The sequence below is a fragment of the Virgibacillus chiguensis genome (assembly GCF_900129865.1).
Classification (GTDB): domain Bacteria; phylum Bacillota; class Bacilli; order Bacillales; family Amphibacillaceae; genus Virgibacillus; species Virgibacillus chiguensis.
Map to the genome: position 1 here is coordinate 1 of NZ_FQXD01000004.1, position 20973 is coordinate 20973.

22 protein-coding genes and 1 pseudogene are annotated in these 20973 nt (G+C 36.8%); 14 read left to right on the top strand and 9 right to left on the bottom strand.

The genetic code is table 11. The annotated features are described in order from the left end of the window. On the bottom strand, positions 1 to 280 hold a 280-nt coding region (locus BUB45_RS05730), incomplete at its 3' end, for a transposase (protein WP_139300096.1). Between the two features lie 112 nt (positions 281 to 392). After that, entirely contained in the window at positions 393 to 1058 is a 666-nt protein-coding gene (locus tag BUB45_RS05735) for a BMQ_0737 family morphogenetic spore coat protein (protein ID WP_073006239.1), read from the bottom strand. 595 nt (positions 1059 to 1653) lie between these two features. Between BUB45_RS05735 and BUB45_RS05740 the strand changes: the two are divergent. The 7 genes and pseudogenes from BUB45_RS05740 to panF all read left to right on the top strand — a co-directional run bounded on the left by BUB45_RS05740 (position 1654) and on the right by panF (position 8137). Next, positions 1654 to 1976 (top strand): annotated as a pseudogene (locus tag BUB45_RS05740) (DUF3992 domain-containing protein). Positions 1977 to 2020: 44 nt separating this feature from the next. Further along, on the top strand, positions 2021 to 2482 hold the full coding sequence (locus tag BUB45_RS05745) for a BclA C-terminal domain-containing protein (protein ID WP_073006241.1): 462 nt from the start codon (positions 2021 to 2023) through the stop codon (positions 2480 to 2482). 31 nt (positions 2483 to 2513) lie between these two features. Next, a complete protein-coding gene (locus tag BUB45_RS05750) occupies positions 2514 to 2891 on the top strand; it encodes an S-Ena type endospore appendage (RefSeq protein ID WP_342068342.1) in 378 nt (125 codons plus the stop codon). Positions 2892 to 3089: 198 nt separating this feature from the next. Beyond that, entirely contained in the window at positions 3090 to 3767 is a 678-nt protein-coding gene (locus BUB45_RS05755) for a BclA C-terminal domain-containing protein (protein ID WP_073006243.1), read from the top strand. A 799-nt stretch (positions 3768 to 4566) separates the two neighbouring features. Beyond that, entirely contained in the window at positions 4567 to 5487 is a 921-nt protein-coding gene (locus BUB45_RS05760; RefSeq protein ID WP_073006244.1) for a BMQ_0737 family morphogenetic spore coat protein, read from the top strand. Between the two features lie 938 nt (positions 5488 to 6425). Next, a complete protein-coding gene (locus BUB45_RS05765; RefSeq protein ID WP_425303956.1) occupies positions 6426 to 6698 on the top strand; it encodes a YhdT family protein in 273 nt (90 codons plus the stop codon). Further along, entirely contained in the window at positions 6695 to 8137 is a 1443-nt protein-coding gene (gene panF / locus BUB45_RS05770; RefSeq protein ID WP_073006246.1) for a sodium/pantothenate symporter, read from the top strand. The genes BUB45_RS05765 and panF overlap by 4 nt, the downstream gene beginning before the upstream one ends. Positions 8138 to 8288: 151 nt before the next feature. Here the strand turns inward: panF and BUB45_RS05775 are convergent, their stop codons facing one another. The 4 genes from BUB45_RS05775 to BUB45_RS05790 form a co-directional block, all read right to left on the bottom strand. Beyond that, positions 8289 to 10274 (bottom strand): acetoacetate--CoA ligase, encoded by a 1986-nt coding sequence (locus tag BUB45_RS05775; RefSeq protein ID WP_073006247.1) that lies wholly within the window; start codon positions 10272 to 10274, stop codon positions 8289 to 8291. Positions 10275 to 10659: 385 nt separating this feature from the next. Then, the gene (locus BUB45_RS05780) at positions 10660 to 11190 is read right to left on the bottom strand and encodes a type 1 glutamine amidotransferase domain-containing protein (RefSeq protein ID WP_073006249.1); all 531 of its coding nucleotides are present in this window, start codon (positions 11188 to 11190) and stop codon (positions 10660 to 10662) included. Positions 11191 to 11525: 335 nt separating this feature from the next. Then, positions 11526 to 11927 carry a DUF3021 domain-containing protein gene (locus BUB45_RS05785; RefSeq protein ID WP_073006251.1) on the bottom strand — a complete coding sequence of 134 codons (402 nt, stop codon included), beginning with the start codon at positions 11925 to 11927 and terminating at the stop codon, positions 11526 to 11528. Continuing rightward, complete coding sequence (locus BUB45_RS05790; protein WP_073006253.1) at positions 11917 to 12384, bottom strand: LytTR family DNA-binding domain-containing protein; 468 nt, start codon at positions 12382 to 12384, stop codon at positions 11917 to 11919. Before BUB45_RS05790 ends, BUB45_RS05785 begins: the two co-directional genes overlap by 11 nt. A gap of 317 nt (positions 12385 to 12701) precedes the next feature. Here BUB45_RS05790 and BUB45_RS05795 point away from each other — a divergent pair, with 317 nt between their 5' ends. Further along, the gene (locus BUB45_RS05795) at positions 12702 to 14189 is read left to right on the top strand and encodes a BCCT family transporter (RefSeq protein ID WP_073006255.1); all 1488 of its coding nucleotides are present in this window, start codon (positions 12702 to 12704) and stop codon (positions 14187 to 14189) included. A 155-nt stretch (positions 14190 to 14344) separates the two neighbouring features. Here BUB45_RS05795 and BUB45_RS05800 read toward each other — a convergent pair whose 3' ends face one another. Further along, positions 14345 to 14797 (bottom strand): YueI family protein, encoded by a 453-nt coding sequence (locus BUB45_RS05800; protein WP_073006257.1) that lies wholly within the window; start codon positions 14795 to 14797, stop codon positions 14345 to 14347. A gap of 650 nt (positions 14798 to 15447) precedes the next feature. On the opposite strand from BUB45_RS05800, the gene BUB45_RS05805 reads away from it, so the two are divergent. The 5 genes from BUB45_RS05805 to BUB45_RS19335 are packed head-to-tail and all read left to right on the top strand — an operon-like array spanning position 15448 to position 18585. After that, the gene (locus tag BUB45_RS05805; protein ID WP_073006259.1) at positions 15448 to 15693 is read left to right on the top strand and encodes a hypothetical protein; all 246 of its coding nucleotides are present in this window, start codon (positions 15448 to 15450) and stop codon (positions 15691 to 15693) included. A 3-nt stretch (positions 15694 to 15696) separates the two neighbouring features. Continuing rightward, the gene (locus BUB45_RS05810) at positions 15697 to 17049 is read left to right on the top strand and encodes a tripartite tricarboxylate transporter permease (RefSeq protein ID WP_073006261.1); all 1353 of its coding nucleotides are present in this window, start codon (positions 15697 to 15699) and stop codon (positions 17047 to 17049) included. Positions 17050 to 17067: 18 nt separating this feature from the next. Next, positions 17068 to 17214, top strand: a complete 147-nt coding sequence (locus tag BUB45_RS19765; protein ID WP_170861717.1) for a hypothetical protein — start codon at positions 17068 to 17070, stop codon at positions 17212 to 17214. 57 nt (positions 17215 to 17271) lie between these two features. Next, complete coding sequence (locus BUB45_RS05815; protein WP_084723554.1) at positions 17272 to 18282, top strand: alpha/beta hydrolase; 1011 nt, start codon at positions 17272 to 17274, stop codon at positions 18280 to 18282. Between the two features lie 18 nt (positions 18283 to 18300). Then, positions 18301 to 18585, top strand: a complete 285-nt coding sequence (locus BUB45_RS19335; protein WP_139300097.1) for an alpha/beta hydrolase family protein — start codon at positions 18301 to 18303, stop codon at positions 18583 to 18585. A 188-nt stretch (positions 18586 to 18773) separates the two neighbouring features. Here the strand turns inward: BUB45_RS19335 and BUB45_RS05820 are convergent, their stop codons facing one another. Beyond that, positions 18774 to 19058 carry a DUF4183 domain-containing protein gene (locus tag BUB45_RS05820; RefSeq protein WP_073006263.1) on the bottom strand — a complete coding sequence of 95 codons (285 nt, stop codon included), beginning with the start codon at positions 19056 to 19058 and terminating at the stop codon, positions 18774 to 18776. A 177-nt stretch (positions 19059 to 19235) separates the two neighbouring features. Continuing rightward, positions 19236 to 19679, bottom strand: coding sequence for a DUF4183 domain-containing protein (locus tag BUB45_RS05825; RefSeq protein WP_073006265.1), 444 nt, complete (start codon positions 19677 to 19679; stop codon positions 19236 to 19238). A 271-nt stretch (positions 19680 to 19950) separates the two neighbouring features. Here BUB45_RS05825 and BUB45_RS05830 point away from each other — a divergent pair, with 271 nt between their 5' ends. Further along, positions 19951 to 20916: an MBL fold metallo-hydrolase gene (locus BUB45_RS05830; protein WP_073006267.1), complete on the top strand. Its 966-nt coding sequence runs from the start codon at positions 19951 to 19953 to the stop codon at positions 20914 to 20916. The last annotated feature ends 57 nt before the right edge of the window (positions 20917 to 20973 follow it).

Below are 20973 nucleotides of genomic sequence, written 5' to 3' on the forward strand. Positions count from 1 at the left end.
CCCGACGACATGCTTTTTCTATCCCTCGGGAAGAGTAGATTTTTTGCGAGGCTGCGTAGGTAATGACCTTAAATAGAATGACTGGATCGACTGCTGGTTTTCTCCCTTTGGAAGCGTATGCCTGTAGTAGTTCTCTATAATCCATCCTTTCACATAAGAGGCAGTGGAGCCGGACCGAATCATCCATAGGAATCATTTCTTCTACATCCATCGGTAAATATAATTGATAATTTGCTGCAGTTTGCGTATACTGGGTTTGTGTTATTTGTTTATTGGTCATAAATTAATAATACATGAGAACAGGCTCTTTGTGGCCTGTTTTTTTGTGTATACACAAAAAAGCTGTTACACAATCAATTACCTGATTGTGCAACAGCCCCTTTCTCGCTATGCTAATAATCGCAATTGTGTGGGAATATAACAGGACATTGTGGTGGCATAGATGGAGTTGGGCATGGAGCAATTGGAAGACTATCTCTTGGTTCACAGAACTCTGCTATAATTTCTAGGGTAACGTCATACGTGGATTGGATGCTTTGACAAAGACGAACTTGTAGCGTAATATCAATTTGGTTTGGATGTGTTATCTGGTCACAAGTAGCAGTACATACAAAACAATCTAAATCTATGAAATATACATCAATATCTGTTCCTTCAGGGGCGCAAAGAACTACCTGTTCGCAACGAGTGAACTCTGCTTCGCATACTTCAATTGTTCCTTCTCCTAATTCTGAAATTAAATCTACAAAAACTGTTACCTTAAAATTTTTTTGGATATTTATTAGTTGTAGCGTTACTTCAGTTCCATCAATTATAAAGTTTTGGTCTACACGGCTTAAAATAGATATTGGTTCCACACAATTAGGTGTAACTTTACATGTTACAGTGTCTACATCAATATCTTCGCATGTTAAATGTTCACCAGTATTCGGATTTAATGGCAAATGTAAATCCATTAATTTCAAATCAAATAAGGATTCATTTAAAATCCAGTCATATACTTTCTCTGTATTAATACATAGGAGCTCCTGACCTCCAGCTATATTATTTTCCTGCATCGTAGCAAACACCTCCGAGTAAGGCTTCTTTTAATGTAAATAAAACATCAAATAGGTTATCTAGTTTCAAATGCGAAAACGGTGATAAGTTGCTACAACTAAAAATATTTTTTAAGTCTTAATAAATCCGCATTTGTCATATATTAATGTTTCGTAAATAGTATATTAATGTGCTGAAAAAGGGTGAATAAATTAATACTTTCCCCGTATTTTTTACAACACTACTAACTTGATCAGCTGATTTGATACTGGTGTTTTTTTGCCAAGATTCAATTTATTTTTTTAAAATCAGCAAAACCCCCTCTAGATATCCTAATGCTTAGAAACTAGTATCCATCATAGGATATCTATTATTTTTTTTGTCTTTCGATGTGTTTTCACATAAAATGATTGTTATTTTTTGAAGTTTTGAGTCGGAATCACAGACTGCAATATTAAAATATAAAGTTATTTCCCATGTTATTTAACAGGTATATGTTTTAATTCTAGTGCTAGTAGACGCGCGTACATTTTTTCTATTAAAAACACATTCATCCACTCCAATTTATTGCACCACTCATAAAATATGATGAATACAAAAAGGAGATGGTATATGATGGCGCAATTGGGACTTTGTAATAATGATTCGGTTTGTTGCACGATTTCTTTAGAAGATACAGCTACTACACAATTTCTGTTTGGGAAAACGCATCTACTTTTATCATAAATGGAACTATTGTAATTGAGAACAATGGATTGGTAGTTGGATCACCTACAGCAGAACTATATGTAAATGGTGCAGCAGTTTCAGGTTTTGTGGTGGATCCTGGTGAGTGTCGTTCTATAACTTTAGAGGGAGTTAATTCTATTGGGATTGTAGGAAGCGGAACTGGTAGCTCGAATGTGAAAATATCCTTTTCAATTAATTATAAATTTTAATAATCGGATAAAATACTTAGTTTTGAAAGGGGGCATTTTTGTCGATGTGTGCTCAAATACCGTTTTGCAATGATAAATCTAATTTTACAAATAAAGATGTTACGAATAACTCTATGTATGCTTCCAATACTACTGGAACTACAATTGTAGTAGTTCTTGGAGGGACCCTTGTATCTTTGCCAAACAATCAAGATCTTGATGGGTTTGTAGTAAATGGGGCAAATACTATTTTTACAGTACCGGTAAGTGGCAGATATTATCTAACCTATCAAGTAAATACGACGGCAACCCTTCTTTCGAATACGAGATTAATAAGAAATGGAAGTCCAATACCAGGTTCTATAATTTCACCCATTATTTCCACTTCCAATTTCAACAGTGATGTCATACTTTTTTTAAATCAGAATGACACTATTTCATTGCAACTATTTGGGATTATAGGTGTTGCTACCTTATTAGGAGGAGGAGCAACAGGCGCTTCGCTTTCTGTTATTCGATTATCATAAAAGGCTATTTATGAAGGGTGTGATAATAAAAATGTCTTGTTGTTGTAGCAGTTTTTGTTGCTCATATAGTTGTGAAAAAGAACCCTCTACATTTGTGATGGATCGTATATGTACAGGTTGGAGTGTACCAGAAGCTAATAGCCAAGATGTATATGTTTCTCCAAATGTAAAAATTTTTGCTTCGGGTTTTTTAGCGTATGATGAAGGGAACTCAGATTTTGTTATATTTAAATTTTTTAATAATAATATACAAGTCGGTAATTCGTTAACAGTATATGAAGGAAGTAGTGTAGGGTTTACTAGTAATAATTTTACACGTATTGAAGTTACGATACCAATAGGCAATCCGGGTAACATATCATCTGGGCAAATCTGTATTACTCCTCGCTATGAAATAGATAGCAATTAAAAGATATGAGTATGTATTCAATAAGGTTTTAAAATAATAAACTTTGACAGAGTATTATTTTTTGAATTTTTTAAGAAATATGAAGTTCAAGTCTTTGATTTACTTCACTAAGGGTTATGAAGGGGAAGGCTAAAACAATGTAAATACAATTATTTTCAAATAATAAATGCTCTTAAAACGAAAAAAGAGGTGATTTGTTTGTCAAATATAAGATTTGATAATAGTTACTGTGGTGGTTGCGTAAGAGGACCTAGAGGCCCCGTCGGTCCAACAGGAGCGACAGGCCCACCAGGAGCAACAGGAGCCACAGGTCCAGCGGGAGCAGATGGAGCAACAGGATCCACGGGTCCAGCAGGAGCGACAGGAGTCACGGGTCCAGCGGGGGCGACAGGAGTCACGGGTCCAGCGGGGGCGACAGGAGCGACAGGAGCGACAGGAGCCACGGGTCCAACAGGAGAAGTCATTACTGAAACGTCAGGATTTGCAGCAAATACCTCACAATCATTAATTGCCGTAGTACTTGGTGGAACGCCGGTTCCTTTACCAAATTCTCAAAATTTAAATAATATTACGGTAAATGGTGCGAATACAGTTTTTACAATTCCATCCGTAGGGCGTTACTATATTTCGTACAATGTAAACTTTACCTTAGCATTATTAATAGGTGCACGTATACTGGTAAATAACGTTCCTTTGACTAGTTCCCAAAGAAGTCCTGTTGTATCAGTAAGTAGTTTAAGTGCAGATGTTATAACAAATTTAAATGCAGGCAGCACGATTACACTACAGTTATTTGGTTTATTAGGTGCAGCCACATTGCAAAGTGGTCAAGGTGCAGCCTTGACGATAATCAGGATAGATGACACTCTTGTATAATTTAAAACAGAGTTAGTTGAAAAACAGCCATTAAATAAATTGGTTAGAGTCTCAAAAGGATAATTTAAAGTAGTTGCTACCCAAAACAGCAAGATGGGTTTACTGAGATATTTTTGAGGTTATCATAGAAATAGATTTGCACAACTTTTATGCAGTGTATCATTCATCATATGAAAGGAATGAATTCCCCCAAGGAAGAGAATATTCCTTCCTTGGGAATTTTCAACAAATAAACTTGATGAATGTTGTAAAGTGAAGAATGTTAAGAATTCTATTAAATATAAAATCCTTACAAAATAATCATAAAGAGGATTCTTAAAATGGATAGTCTACTGCTAGTTACCACAAAGTATCAAGTCATATTTTTCATTATAAGCTTGGATTTATTACCGAATTGATATAAAGTCCAATCACTAAAATTCTTTAAATAATAGCATTAGCATAATTTTGAATATAATTTATTTTTAATGGATTTGAAAAAATTGCGGTGATACGTCAAATATAAAATATTTTAATATGAGGTTATAAAGTTGTGACCTGAATGCTTTAAAAAATCAACAGGTAACAAAAGCAGTAATAAAATATAAATTGCTTAAATTTAATGAATGGATATAAAAGTTATCTAACCTTCATATATTTACGCTTTCCTAACATTTAAATTTGATTCGTCGTAGTAGCGCATTCAATAGAGATATAATTTTTGCACTATATAAAGTGTAAGATATTCATAACAAATAAAATGTGAAAAATAGTGGGCGAAATCTACCGTCTAAATATACTATATGAGAGGAAAAGTAAGATGAGTTATCAACCTGATTTACAATGTGTACGTGTAAGTAGGGTGTATGATTGGATAAGTGAGCTAACGAACATTAAATTAAAAGAAAAAGTACCCATTAAAAAGGGAATGTGTATTCAGGATAACATCTGTTTCAAATTTAATGTTCCTAGTGATGGAACAAGGTCGACTCTTTGGAGTGGTGTAGAGTTAAAAGGCGTCCTTAGCACATTTGTAGTTGTCATTGATAAAAAATGTGAAGGAGAAATTGAACTATTTATCAATGGTGATTATAAGACTACGTTAACTGGTGGGCAATCAATAAGTGCCACAGTATGTGATTTACAATTAATTGAAGCACAATGTAAAGGCGATACTGCAATTAATTATTGTAAGGGAAATTTAGATATTCAAATTGTATATAGACCTGAAATAGCCGAAAAAGAATGTGAGCACATAAATTGTTTTTTATCTGATCATGAAGGAAACCCGTTAAATATTTTGGAAGAAGGAGCAATTAGTTGTACGGAGCATTCAAACCCTTCTAAACGTGAGAGCATAGAAGTAATAATGAATGGGCATATTGTTAAACTACAAGAAGTAGAAATTTTAATTCAAGGTTTTATAACACTGGAATTTTTAAATGAAAAGGGAGTACGATGCGGTTGGTATGTTTGCCCTTTTTGGGAAGTAGAGACTTTTTATATGTGCGCTCCAAATGGAACAGACATTTCTTGTAATGTTTTAAAAATGAAATGCAAAGCAGAATATATTTCTCATGAACAAAATTGCAAATGTTGCATGGGGATCAGCATACGTATAGCAGTTTGTTTAAATATTTATGCTTTTTCTGATGTGACGATTGAATTGTTAGGAAAAGAGTGTGAGCCACGATTTGTTTTTAAGGCCCCTAAGCCTATTTCTGCGTCATATCAAAAATGAATACTCCCCTCACAATGTTATTTGAATCACTTCAAAATTTCTTGTGTGTTTAAAGGTTAGCATGTATGAACTATTCCCTCTTAGCTTGAAGATGGTAAGTTTCACGACGAAAGTAACCTTCCGTCTCCTTACGCGTTACTTCGGAGCGTCTTAACCTTAGATGTCCGCTTTTGGTACGCTTAATCTTTTACGTAGGAACTGGTTTTTGCACTCTATTTTCTTTCTACAAGCTTTAACGCTTGTAGAGGGGTTCGGAATTACGTTAAAAAGTAAAAAAAGCTTCAGAAAATACACCTTAGCAAAATGGTAAATGGATGGTATATGAAACCTTCAACGTACCTACAAGGTGTATTTTAATGTCAATAAATTTAAATTAGCGAGTAGGGAGCTATCTTTTTTTAAAATCGGCTTACGTTCTGCCAAGAAAGAACTGTACAGCTTATTAGACCAATATGAGCTGTATTTTGCACAGCTGAAAGAGCTGGTTTAGACCCTTTTAGAAGGCATGCATACCCAGGAGCAAAAGAAATGCAGCCATCAAAGAAATGGTTGTCACAACACGGATTTCACCCTTCACACGCTTGAAGATGGAGACTTCTTGGCTAAAAACGTTAAAAAAGAAATGTTAGGGGTATCTACAAGAAAATATCTTATGCTACCGTAGGAGTGGTAAAAGAAGATATTTTGAACCTCTCATGACTTAAGTCACGATAGGTTCAAATCTATGTTTATAATTATCTTAATGTACATAATATGTACTTCGGAAACGTTTATGCAGTTACTCATTCAAATTCTACATACTTAAACAGTCATTTTTGTACATTGTTGGAGTAGCATCTATAAGCTATTCTCAAAGACATTTATCTTTCCCATTCTTTACATTCATGAAATAATTACGATATATTAATGTTAATGAAACTTGTAGAAACGTATAAGGAGTGAAGTCTTTGAAGAAGCAGGATGAAAAAATCGCCAATCGAGAAGCGTGGATAGGCGTAGGTTTGGTTATTTTTAATTTTATATGGTGGTTTGCTTTCGCTTATGGCTTGGGTAAGAAAGAACCTAATCAATATACATATATTCTCGGCTTTCCTGCATGGTTCTTCTATAGCTGTATCCTTGGGTTTATGGTTATGGCGGTGCTCGTAACAGTCATTGTAAAGAAATATTTCGTAGCCATTCCATTTGATGAGGAGATGGAAGAAGAATGAATTGGGAATCACTCATACCGCTAATTGCAATACTTATTATTATTTTTGGAGCAGGAATATGGGCAGGCGGCTACTTAAAGTCATCTACTAATTTTGCACAGGATTACTTTTTAGGTGGCAGAAGTCTCGGGGGATTCGTGCTCGCTATGACAATGACTGCAACGTATGGGAGCGCAAGCAGTTTTATTGGTGGACCTGGAACAGCTTATAATGAAGGGCTTGGTTGGGTGTTACTCGCCATGTCGCAAGTAGCAACTGGTTACTTTGTTTTAATGATTTTGGGAAAGAAATTTGCTGTTGTTACAAGAAAGTATAAAGCTTTAACGATGGTGGATTTCTTAAAGGCACGCTATCAATCTAAGTGGGTCGTTATTTTCTCGGCACTTAGTATTATTATTTTCTTATTTTCAGCGATGGCTGCGCAATGGATTGGCGGTGCAAGATTAATTGAATCGCTTATTGGAATTGACTATACGAGCGCATTATTCATTTTTGCTGTAGCTGTATTAATTTATGTTACGGTTGGCGGATTTCGAGCTGTAGCATTAACAGATGCGATTCAAGGAAGTATCATGTTTGGTGGTACACTTATTTTGCTCATTGCAGTCATTATCGCAGGTGGTGGAGTCCCAGCACTTATTGCTGAATTAACTGCTGAAAACCCGAATCTAATTACTCCTTATGGTTCCGAAGGGCAATTAACACCTACTTATGTATCCTCATTTTGGATTTTAGTTGGTGTAGGTGTGGTTGCTTTACCACAAATTGCTGTACGAGCTATGTCTTACAAAAACGCTCGATCGATGCATCGTGCAATTATTATTGGTACCGTTGTAGTAGGGTTTATTATGCTTAATATGCATTTAATCGGTGTTTTTGCTAGACCTATCTTACCAGGCATTGAAGTTGGTGATAAGGTGATGCCATTAATTGCTTTAGAAGTGATGCCAAATTGGTTAGCAGGAATTGTACTTGCTGCCCCTATGGCAGCGATTATGTCAACGGTAGATTCGTTATTACTTCTAGTAAGCTCAACGATCGTGAAGGATGTGTACTTAAACTATGTGAAGCCAGATGCCTCTCAACAGACGATTAAACGTTTAAGCATAGGGATTACGGCTTTACTTGGTGTAATTATCTTCTTGATGGCTTTAAACCCGCCTGACCTAATTATTTGGTTAAATCTATTTGCTTTTGGTGGCTTGGAGGCAGCATTTATTTGGCCGATTGTGCTTGGATTGTATTGGCAAAAAGGCAATAAATATGGCGCGCTTGCATCCATGGTTACTGGCGTAGGATTGTATATCATCTCTGATCTATTCTTTCCACAGCCATTCGGTCTCCATTCGGTGGTTATGCCAGTCGTCATTTCTTTCTTTGTTTATGTCGTGGTTAGCTTACTTACGCAAAAGCAAACAGCGAGGATGCGTGTGTTATAATTGCTAGTTAGATTCGCGTGTTAATCCCTTGCAAGTGGCTATCAAGAATTAGCCCCCTTATTTTATGGTTTATAGTATAAGAAAAACAAAGGCTTCGCCACAAACTTGAAGACAAGTCAAGTTTTTCAAATAGATAAGGGGGCTTATTTGTTTAAATCTTCATTTTTTCTTTAAACTGAAAGAATGCATCCAATGCGCTTGCATTGTGCAAGGATCCTTTGTTAACAATTTGTTCCATTGGTTTTCCTTGTAAAATCTTCTTTACGGGAATCTCTAGTTTTTTACCGTTTAACGTTCTTGGTAATTCTGGTACTTCATAAATAGCAGTAGGAACGTGACGTGGAGAGCAATGGGCACGAATATGTTGGTTGATTTTCTGTTTTAGGTCGTCTGTTAATAGGTATCCATCTTTCATAACGACGAATAAAGGAACAAATGAATCACTGTCTGGACTAGGAATATCTACAATTAAACTATCCTCAATGTCTGGAATGCGATCAACTGCTCGATATATTTCACTCGTTCCAATTCGAACGCCACCGCGATTAATAGTTGCATCTGATCTTCCATAGATGACGCACGTGTTTCGTTCCGTTATTTTTAAATAATCACCATGTCGCCATATACCTGAGAACATGTCAAAATAGCTATCTCTTAAACGTGCCCCATCTGGATCATTCCAAAAATAGATTGGCATGGAAGGAAAAGGCTCTGTTAAGACAAGTTCACCAACTTCCTCAATAAGAGGCACACCATTATCATCAAAAGCTTCAATTTTAGCTCCTAAGCCACGGCACTGCAATTCGCCAGCATAGACTGGTAAAGTAGGTACGCCCAGAATAAACGCCGTACATACATCCGTACCACCGCTGGCAGAGGCAATCCACAGGTCTTTTTTTACATTTTCATAACACCATAGAAAACCTTCAGGTGGAAGTGGTGATCCGGTAGAGCTTATGTTCTTTAAATGGCTCAAGTCATATTGTTGATACGGTTTTATAGCGTCCTTCATGCAAGCTGTAATATAACTTGCACTTGTTCCAAACACGGTCATTTTCGTTTCTTCCGCTAATTTCCATAATCTTTCTTTGGAAGGGTAAGCAGGATTTCCATCATATAAGATAATCGTACTTCCAGTCAGTAGACCACCTACTAGAAAGTTCCACATCATCCATCCCGTTGTGGTAAACCAAAAAAAGCGGTCACTTTCTCCGAGGTCAGCATGAAATGTCAATGCTTTAAAATGTTCTAATAAAATACCGCCTTGACTGTGAACGATCGGCTTCGGTTTTCCAGTCGTTCCAGAAGAAAAGAGTACCCATAAAGGATCATTAAACGCAACATGTGTATATTCAATATCACCTTTGACTGCCTGGCTGATTGCTTTTTCCCAATGCACAACATGTTTTAATGAAGAAAAGGTAGCCTGATCATCTAAATAGGAAATAGCGATCGTCGCTTTTAAGGTTGGCAGACTGGATTGAATTTCTGCTACTACGTCTGTTCTGTCAAATATTTTACCGCCATATTGGTAACCGTCTACCGTTAAAAATAACGTCGGTTCAATTTGTTGAAACCGATCAATAACACTTTGCGTGCCGAAATCTGGAGAAGCACTCGACCATACTGCTCCGAGGCTTGCAGTAGCTAGGAAGGCAACGACAGCTTCATAAATATTTGGTATATAAGCAACGACACGGTCTCCTTTTTGAATGCCCTGCCGTTTCAATGTTTGTTGTATAGCTATTGTATCTTGATACAATTTGTGCCAAGAGACTTCAGACACTTTTCTACGTTCAGAGGTATGGATGATAGCTGGTTGATCCGAATGGCATCTATTTCGAAAAATGTGCTCTGTATAGTTCACAGTCGCTTCAGGAAACCATTTTGCTCCTGGCATATGATGTGAAGACAACACAGTTTGATAGTCTTTTTTTGCTTGCAAATCGAAATACTCCCAAATACTTTCCCAAAATACTTTTATTTCTTTTACAGACCAATTCCATAAACTGTGATAATCCTGAAAATACAAATTTTTATGTTCATGTAGCCATTGCATGTAGCTGTTTATTTTTGCGGCTGCTTTTCTCTCTGAACTTGGTTCCCATAGTAATTCCCCTTCTTTTACTTTCTTCATCATGCCCCTCCTTGTTCCCCTTTTTGTATTGCTGTAAGGCTTCCTTTTTCCAAATTCTGAGGATAAAGTGGAAGCAAAACGGCCTTCTACGTTCAATTCGTTCCATTAACAAGACAAGAGATACTAGATTGTCTCTTTCTAAATGTGACATTGATTTTATCAGATGATTCTTTCTTTCATTATATGGAAACGGTTTCTTTGTGTAAAGTGTAGATGAATAGGAAAAATACTCCTGTATACCGTATTTGGTTCACAGGAGTATGCATAGTTTATCTTATTAAAAACAATGTACATGTATTCCGAATAGTGCGTGTTGTAAAACTCCCACTACAAGCTTCAGAAGATGTGTGCTGGATAAATCTTGTCTAAAAGAACGAAGGCTGCTTTATTGGTTTTTGTCTGCTAAAACATCACAAAATGTCTTCATATAAGCTGGTAAGTCTGGTGGTCTGCGACTTGAAATGAGGTGGCCGTCAACAACGACAGGCTCATTTATCCAAGTAGCTCCTGCATTCATCATATCATCTTTAATGCCAGGAGTGCTCGTCACTTTTTTATTGGTTAAGATGTTCGCTGAAATCAATACCCATCCAGCATGGCAGATTTGTCCGATTGGCTTTTGTTGTTCATTCATTGCTTGTACCATTTGAATTACCTCTGAATAGCGTCGCAATTTATCTGGTGCCCAACCTCCAGGGACTAAAATAGCATCATAGTCGTCAACGCAGACGTCAGAGAATGCGAATTCGGAAATAGCTGGTACACCATATTTCCCATGGTATACTTTTTCAGCTTCCTTACCTACTAAATGAACGGTTGCTCCCTCTTCTTGTAGACGCAGGACTGGATACCAAAGTTCCAAGTCTTCAAAGTCATGATCTACAAGTGCAATGACTTGTTTGTTTTTTAATCGCATTGTATCCCTCCGTATCCGTATATAACTATTGTAGCAAACGATCCCCGTTACAAGAAAGCTGGAGCTATTAAAGAGAAAATTGGGGCAACCATCATGCGTAAGTATATTGGATAAATCACTGACTACGATGAAAATAAACAGTTACCTTGCATAAAATTTTTTAGAAACGATAGCGTTTTCTCGCCATAAAAACGTTGACGACAAGCCTTCGTTTTCTAAAGATAGTTTTTTATTCCAGACATAAGATGCACCATTTCGAGAGTGTGGATGTCAACTTGTTATAAGTCTTTCGGACATAGAAAATAAATGAAGGGTAAAAACTCAAGTTTGAAGCATTACTTTATTGCCTTATTCAATTGCAAGACGTTTCTTTTTTGTATCCAGATGCCAATAATCCAAATGATAGCGTATAGAATAGTGAAGGTTACAATTGCGAATAGTAATGATATGATGGACATACGTAGCCAATCTGCCCAAATAGCTATGGGAAAAAAGAATAAATTTGACAACAGGTAGTGAATGCTTGTTTGCTTTAATGGACTCCAATGCTCTCGTTCAAATAGAAATGATGCTAATGCAAAGTAAGATGCTATGAATAGCGTAGATAGCGAACTTTTCCAAAAATGCATGATTGATATTTCGATGTCTTGAAAGGTAATAACGGTAAGCACGATAAACGTGATTAATCCAGCAATAGCGACGCCAACTGTTAAGCGTTTTATGGCTTCAATCCACATTTTTTTCTCCACCCATCATTAGTTTTCTTTTAATTGCTTTCACATATTTATGGTTCACGTATTCTTTATTACCCGATTGAAAATAAACACATAGATTGCCATTAAAATGTAGTTCAAAATACGCTATTCGAAGTACGTTTCCAATAACAGATTTTGAAAAGCGCATGAAATGTGCATGTTTTAAAGTTTTTTCAGCTTCGTATAATTTCATCCTTATTTCAAAACGTTTATCTCCGATAGCAGCAAAAATTTTTCTATTCGCAGCATAAATATAATCAATTTTCTGTGGATGTAACAAAATCGTTTGTTCATTATCTACTGCAAATAATCGTGCTGGAGCAGCTTCTTTGTCTTGTAAATAATCCACAATTGCTTTGAGCTCGTTAGACCATTCGTTTGCTTGGATCGTAACGCATGTGTCCTTATGTTTGGCATCAATATCAATGTTTATCTTCACATTAGCAACCTCCTTACCGTTAATAAAACATGCTTTTTTGCCAAAATTTAAGGTGGAAATGGCGCCGTTTTTCATATACAATCTTACATTCTTATCTTACAAAAAAAGCTTAAAAAAGTAATGACAGATTGGATGAAATTGGCTAAATGATGTTTGAAACCAAATATATTATGAATCAAACAATAACTTGTTAAGAAAGAATGTTAGGCTTTTTAAGCGTATTTACGTGTAAAAAAGTTGTTTTAATTATTTAAAAACGGGGTATACGTAATGCTAGTGAAAGCGAAAAGCCCTTAAATCAGTGAAGAGGTGAATGGATGAAGAATGTCACTAGTGTATTTTGGTATTCCTTAGTTATATGTATTGCAGTTGTTGTTTGGGGTTCGGTAGCGCCTATAGGCTTGGAAAATTTCACAGCAAATGTAACGGCGGCAGTATCCGATTATTTTGGCTGGTATTATCTACTAGCTGTTATGGTCATATTGGCTTTTAGTATTTATCTCATTTTTTCACGATATGGAAATATTAAGCTTGGTAAAGAAAAAGATGATCCGGAATTTAGTTTACCATCTTGGTTTGCAATGTTATTTAGTGCAGGAATGGGAATAGGACTCGTGTTTTGGACAACAGCAGAACCAATTTCTCATGCGTTTAAAAGTACACCTGGACCGACTCCTGGTTCAGACGAAGCTATTCGAGAAAGTTTAAAGTATACATTTTTTCATTGGGGCATCCATGCGTGGGCAGTATATGGTATTGTTGCACTCGTGTTGGCTTATTTTAAGTTTCATCGAGATCAACCTGGACTGATTAGTGTGACGTTAATGCCCATATTTGGGGAGAAAAGCATGCGTGGCATGTTTGGTAAAGTGATCGATGTACTTTCAGTTTTTGCGACAGTTATCGGTGTTGCCGCAACACTTGGATTTGGTTCAGCGCAAATAAACGGAGGATTAGCGTTTTTATTTGACACTCCTGCAACGTTTTGGATGCAACTACTCATTTTAGGTACGGCAACGGTGTTATTTATTGCTTCTTCCTGGTCGGGAATCGGAAGAGGAATTAAATATTTGAGCAATGCCAATATGGGGTTAGCTGTTGTGTTATTACTCCTGTTGTTTTTTGCAGGCCCGACTTTAGATATATTGAACATGTTTACACATACTTTAGGAAGTTATGTATCGGATTTTTTTGATATGAGTTTACGCTTAGCTCCGCAAGATGAAAATAAACGAACATGGATTAATAATTGGACAATTTTTTACTGGGCTTGGTGGATTTCATGGGCTCCGTTTGTCGGCATTTTTATTGCGCGTATTTCTAAAGGGAGAACTGTAAAGGAGTTCATGATTGGTGTACTCGCCGTACCATCCATCGTTTGTTTTATCTTTTTCTCTGTTTTTGGTGTTTCCGCATTGAACTTGGAACAGAATGGCATGGCAAAGATTTCTGAGTTTTCGCTTGAAACGTCCACCTTTGGCGTTTTAGAGCAATATCCACTAGGGTTTGTTATGTCAATAATTACCCTCCTCGTTGTGGCTATTTTCTTTATTACTTCTGCCGATTCCGCTACCTTTGTGTTAGGAATGCTAAGCACAAACGGAACGTTGAACCCTCGTAATTCGGTAAAGATTATGTGGGGTGTCATGCAATCCGCCTTGGCTGCCATTATTGTTTATTTTGGTGGCACGCAAGGGTTGCAAAACATGCTTATTATTGCTGCATTGCCTTTCTCGATCGTGATACTATTAATGGCTGCTTCGTTTTATAAAACAGCTCGAGCAGAGTATCGACTGAAAAAATAAGCTAGTTGAAAGTGCCTTTTAAAACGGATATGCCTAATTAGTTAAATATGGGCTAGAAAGTACTTGCAGCTAAAGATTATTTTTACTGATTTTGCATTAAAAAATCAGGTAGCTTGTAGTTTTTACAAGCTACCTGCTACTAGTAAGTGCATTTGTTAATCAAACCAGCTTCTTATTTTAGTGAAAAAGGAGCCGTCTTCTTCTCTCTTTTCTTCTTCATCGTCTGGTTGTTCTGTTTCTTCTTGAATGAAAATGTCTTCTTTATCAATGGCATAGTCATAAGTTAAAACGGCTCCAATATTTGTATCTTCCGCTTCCTCATTGGTAATTGTAGAGTGGGAGATGCCGTATTTATCTGCAATTTTCTTTTCTTCCGTTAAAAAGCGATGGGAAACATGGCCGTTTATAATCAATTTTGCTTCGGGATTTTCTTTCATTGCTTCTTCAAGTTGTTCTAAACCTTTATTGGACATTACCTGTCCTTTCGTAAGCGCAAGCACAATTCTTTCACGTAATGTGCCTAAAAATTGCTTTCGTTCGTGGTCTTTGGGCAGTCTCGTTCCATACATTCCTTCTGTGAGATAATCTTCGACATTTTTCTTGCTCATGATTTATATTCCTCACTTCTCTTATGATAATTCTATTGTACAAAGGGTTAGGTGGATAAGCAAAGAAAGTGGGTATAAAGTATGGATAGGAAGAATAATATCTTGTTTGTGTATGCCTGTTCACTCCAATGAATAAATTTGGATAGGTAACGAGCTTTATGCGTTTATCATTCCCAAAACAGGTATAAATATTTAGAACAACTCTTATTTTTTTATATAGAAACCATTTTAACTGGATAAAACAACGTCAAATTTAGAGGACAGAAAATGTGAGATCACTTTGTACATGTGTGCAGTTACAGTTACTAAAGTTTGCAATACCCATGTAACGTCTTGGAGGAACTACCAATTTAAAGGACGCAAAATCAGTACGAATTATAGAAAAGGATAGTAATAATTGATAAATTTTTATTTTACACTATAGCAAAGCATAAAAGTTAAAAGGTTCAGAGTATATCTAAGAGACGGTGCCTTTTTACAGCTTCTTTTTGCTAATATATATGCGAAAGAGTTTTCAGGGAAATAGAAAGTGGAGGATGAAATGAAAGTTATCGTTATGTATTTCTATCATGTGAACGACTTCAAGAATTTAGCTGTACATTGTATAATATAATTTCAGATACTATGTTTGAAGTAAAGGAGAAAACGATATGCCACAACAGAGACAGGAAGAAGAAAACATTGAGGTGTGGGAAGACCTCGTACATATTAAAGATCTCGTTATAGCGATTATTATATCTACGATTACAACACTCGGTGCTTATATAATAGCACCAAATGATCCACCAAAACCTCTTATATTTGGCCTAGTTGGTGCTGTTGGAGGATTCATTATTAGCAGTTTGCTCATTAAACCGAAACGAAATTTCCGTTATATGGATGAGGAGGAGGAATAGACAATGGATGCTGTATTAATTATTCAATTGATAGCTGCTTCTGTGGCAGGAGCTATTTTGTATACCATTATTGGAATAGCCCCTGGAACAGATGAAACCGCTGTCTTGGCGCCGGTTACATTAGTACTAGTGCTATCAGGTTTTGAACCCATTGTTATTCTAGCCTTTTTTATAGCCGCAATTGTTGCAAAAAAATTAACCGATTCTATCCCAGTTGCCATTGCCGGAATTCCTGGTGGGGTGATGTCGGCACCGATGGTTGAGCATGCGATGGTATTAAAAAAACATGGCATGCCTGAGCTGAGCATTCGAAAAATGGCATCGGGTTCCGTTATTGGTACTGTGATTGCTGTACCTATGAGTTTATTAATGGCGAATTTAATCGCTCCCTTATCTGATGAAATCACGCAATACGCGAGCCAAATTTTTCTTGGCGGTGCCATCTTTTTAGCGCTTATGACGAAACATCGTTGGATTGCACTGCTTTCCATTGTACCGTTTGCTTTTCTGATTCAAGGCTTACGTATGTTTTATTGGGAAACAGGCATCGTTCCTGAAGATCAAACTGTATTTACATCCTTCTTTTTAGGAATAACCATAGGCCCAGTCATTTTAAAGTTAGCAGAGTTACTTAATGGAAGGAGCAGAAGGAAGCTTCCACGCTTTGGCAAAAAAGATATTGCGATGCGACGAACGGAAAAAGTAAAAGGGTTCCCAAATCCGTTTAAAATCCTTACCGGCAAGGAGATTGGTACAACTTCGATCTCATCTATCTTAGGAGTGCTCACCTTTTTTATGAGTCCTGTTGGCATGACCATTTTCCTTGGTGAAACGTTAACCAGTCGAATAAAAGACCCAGTAAAAAAGGCGGCTCGAGCTATTTCCAGTATGGATGGACTGACAAACGCAGCTTATTTATCTGGGACGCTTATCCCATTAATTGCCATAGGTTTACCTCTGTCTCCTACAGCAATTGGCCCGGGTGGTCCTTTGTTTAATGCGCCACCAGTATTTACAGAAGAAAATAATCTTCACCATATGTTGTCTATGTCTGATTTTATTGTTGCTACATTGATTGGTGCCATTGTTGCTATTAGTATCACGTTTTATATTACGATTAAATATGCACAGCAAATTTGTGCCTTCGTATTTCGGTTTATTCCACATGAGGCTATGTTAGGTGTATTTTTTGGTCTTGTCATTATGCTTGCCTATATGGATGCGGGAATTGTAAATATAGTTGGTGTTATTGTTGTAGCACTTGTGGCTGGATTTTTGCATCGTAAAGGAGTGAATTATGGGGTGCAATTTATGACGTTGTATGCAGCACCTTGGCTCGTGTCATTGTTTTTGTAATGAAGTAATAAAACGAGCTTGGTTAATAAAGTAATTACGGAAAAAGCAATTGGACTATCAAATCACAAGGAATTTGTAAATGAAAGGGACGCTGTTGGAATTTCTAGACAAATGAAATTCAATAATAGAGCGGGATCTATCTTAGGTGGTGGAGGTGATTTATAATTGTTATCTTTAATGTGATAAATAATGCTTCGCTTATAAGGGAAAGGGAGGGGTTTTTTGCAGAAAATATGGTGTTTTATCGTCATCGTTTTTTTTGGGTTGCTGTTAACAGCGTGTGAGTCTGCAGATAAGGCAGATAGGGAAAAAGAGGCGAAAGTGGATGTTGCTGGATATTATGAAGGCGCAATTGAAATTCCAAATCAGCCCTTAGGCATCGAAGTGACCTTGCAAAAGCAAGATAGTGAACTATCTGGAATGATGAGCATTCCCGTTCAAGGGTTGCTTGATTATCCTTTAACAACGGTTAAACAGGATGGGGAGAAAGCGATTACTTTTATAACAAAAGTACAAAATCATTTCATTTCATTTGAAGGGGAAATAGAAGCCGAGCAGATTACGGGGACATTTAAACAAAATGGCCAATCTTTTCCCTTTCAATTAGCGAAAGCGAAACAAACTGCAGAGAAAGACGAAGAATTTTTACAAGTAGAAACAGCTGCTGGAACATTGTCTGCTGAGCTACTGAAACCTAAAGGGAAAGAGCCTTACCCAGTGATGCTCATTATTCCTGGATCTGGGCAAACAGATCGTGACGGTAATACAGTTGGTATAGCTGGAAAGAATAATAGTTTAAAACTGTTAGCAGAAGGATTAGCGGATCAAGGTATTGCTACAATTCGTTATGACAAACGAGGGGTTGGAAAAAACAGTCAAGCAATTATTGATGAAAGAGATATACAGTTTGACCAATTTGTAGACGACGCTGCCGCTTTTATAGACAAATTAGAAGCAGATAACCGATTCACTAAAATTGGTGTTATCGGGCATAGTCAAGGCTCTTTAGTAGGTATGCTTGCTACTTTAGAAAAGGATATGGATGTATTTATTTCACTAGCTGGTTTTGGTAGTCCCTCGGGTGAAGGGATATACGATCAATTACGTGCACAGTCACAACTTCCAAAAGAATTACTTCGAGAAAGTGAAGCCATTTTGCAAAATTTAAAAGAAGGAAAAACGGTAAATGAAGTGAGGCCTGAATTACAACCATTACTTCGACCGTCCGTATAGCCTTTTTTAATTTCATGGATGAAACATGATCCTAAAGCAGTCATCGCTAATTTACAAATACCAACTTTCATTGTTCAAGGAGAGCGCGACATACAAGTGCCTGCTGATGAAGCTACCATCTTACATGAAGCAGCACCTAACTCTGAATTATTATTGCTTGAAAAGATGAATCATATCTTAAAGGACGCTCCGAAAGATCGCGAGGGGAATATGGGAACATATACAAATTCGAAATTGCCACTAGCTGATGGGTTAATAGAAGAGATAGTTGACTTTTTAATGAAAAATGGATTCTTGAGCTAAATTAGCTTTGAGTCATCCATCTTAGCTCATATCGACAATAAGAAAATCCGAACAATGCAAAATGAAAGTTCAGATTTTATGGATTATCGTATAAGCAAAACTAGGGCTATCGCCATAATAACTTGGCGATAGCCGCAATTTTTCTAAGCTATACTTCTTATAGTCTATCTTTTTTTCCCTTTTAGGGCTTAGTTTACAACGCATTCGACAATTACTGGAACTCCAGAGTTAAGTGTATCACCATCTGGAATCGTTATTTCAGTTGTAGTTAGTGATGACGTATCAGCTGTTTGAAGTACACCGTTAAGATACAGATTGTAGTATGCTGGTGCAGTTGGAAATGCTGTAGCTGCCGCTCCTGTATCATCTGTGAAATCTGTTGCAAGAATATTAAACGTTGCTCCAGTACCTGTACCATCCCCAATGGTTGCAACAAACCTTTCTGCACCCATAAACTGTTTAACAATTGCCATATTGATCCCTCCTACTTTTTTAGGGAGTATTATATTTAATGTCCTTATTTGTCCATACCAAAATTACTCCCTTCTACATACAATATGCTTTCGTGATTTTTTTGAAGCGACGTTTAGCTTAATTGGAGAGAATCATTGTAAAAAGGGTTATACATGGCTTATTAGCGATTTTATTGACTAACTAGAAAAGATCTTAATAAATTGTAAAATAATTGGGACTCCATTTCTTGGCACTTCGCTTGGACCGACAAGAAGTGTGAGCGTTCCTGGTTGAACATTATAAATGGTAGGAGGTTGTAATATGCCATTTATAAATAAATTGATATAAGATACATCGTTGGGATTTAAAATATCTGAAGTGCTAAACTGTGGCTCTTTATCTTGATTCGTATATATTGTCTTTACCCCATCTGATAGTGCTGTGTATTGGGAAGTTTCTACATTTAAAACTTGAGATGGGGGAGGTGGTGTAGGCGGAATAGGAGGATAGCAGTTAAAATTGTTAATAATTGTAATGTCATGATCACAGCAACTGCAAGGCGACGATTTCTTACTGGAACATTTACAGTTACCTTGATGGTAATGAGAAGTACACCTTTGTTTTGATTTTTTGATTATCAATTTTTCTCCCCCTTTTTATAAAAAGAATGATTAATATTTCTTTTATCATCTTATTCAAGTTAGGTTAAAAGGGGGAGGGTTTTTATCTTGCACTATAGAAGCGTATAAAATTTTAGGCTTCATCGTATAAGTAAAACGAAACGCTTTAATACCATAAAGACTTGGTGATAGCTAAGTTGTTTCTAACAGATAGTTATTCACACTGTTATTTAGCTCCCTATCCAGGCCTATGCTATGATAGAAGAAATGAATCTTTTTGGGAGGTTAGGACATGCAAACGAAAGACCCTATTCGCTTAGATGATCGTATTTATCTTATTGACGGTTTCGATTTTAACATACCATACCGCACAGGAGCTTATGTGCTTGATGAGGAGCAGTTAACCATTATTGAAACGGGACCTAGCCCGTCTATTAAGCATATCAAAGCGGGGTTAGAAAAATTAGGATTTTTATTAGATGCAGTAAAATACATCATTGTCACACATGTCCATTTAGACCATGCAGGAGGAGCTGGGTTATTGCTGAAATCTTGTCCAAATGCGACAGTAGTTATCCATCCACGGGGGAAACGGCATTTAGCTGATCCGAGAAAGCTTGCGGCAGGAGCTAGGGCTGTGTATGGTGATAGTTTTTCGGATTTATATGATCCCATTGTGCCAATTCCAGAAGAACGAATGATCGAAAAAGAAGATGGGGATACACTAGCCATCGGCAAAAACTGTACATTGCAATTTTTACATACACCAGGACATGCACGACATCATTTTAGTATCTATGATCCGATGAGTAATGGTTTATTTACCGGTGATACTACTGGGGTTCGGTATCAGTTATTAGAGGACCAAGGTGTGCCATTTTTCTTACCATCGACTTCTCCCAATCAATTTGATCCCAATGAATTACGTCAATCGTGGGAGCGCATTGAAAAGTTACAATTAGATCGGATTTACTATGGGCATTTTGGTATGACCGAACAACCCAATGAAGCATTACAACAAGTTTTTACATGGCTAAACACGTTCATGGAAATTGCGGAAAATGCATATGCAGAAGGGGTAGGTTATGATAAACTTGCTGAACGGATGCTAGAGGCAATTCGAGTGGAGCTGCGGGCGAAAGGAATTCCTGATGACCATGAGACATACATCATTTTGAATGTTGATATGCAAATTTGTGCGCTAGGTATCATTGATTATTTTCAAAAGCAAGAAAAAAATAAGCAGCCTGTTCGCTAGGAAACAGGCTTTATTTAACTATAGATAGCATAAAATTTAGGGCTTACGCCATAAAGA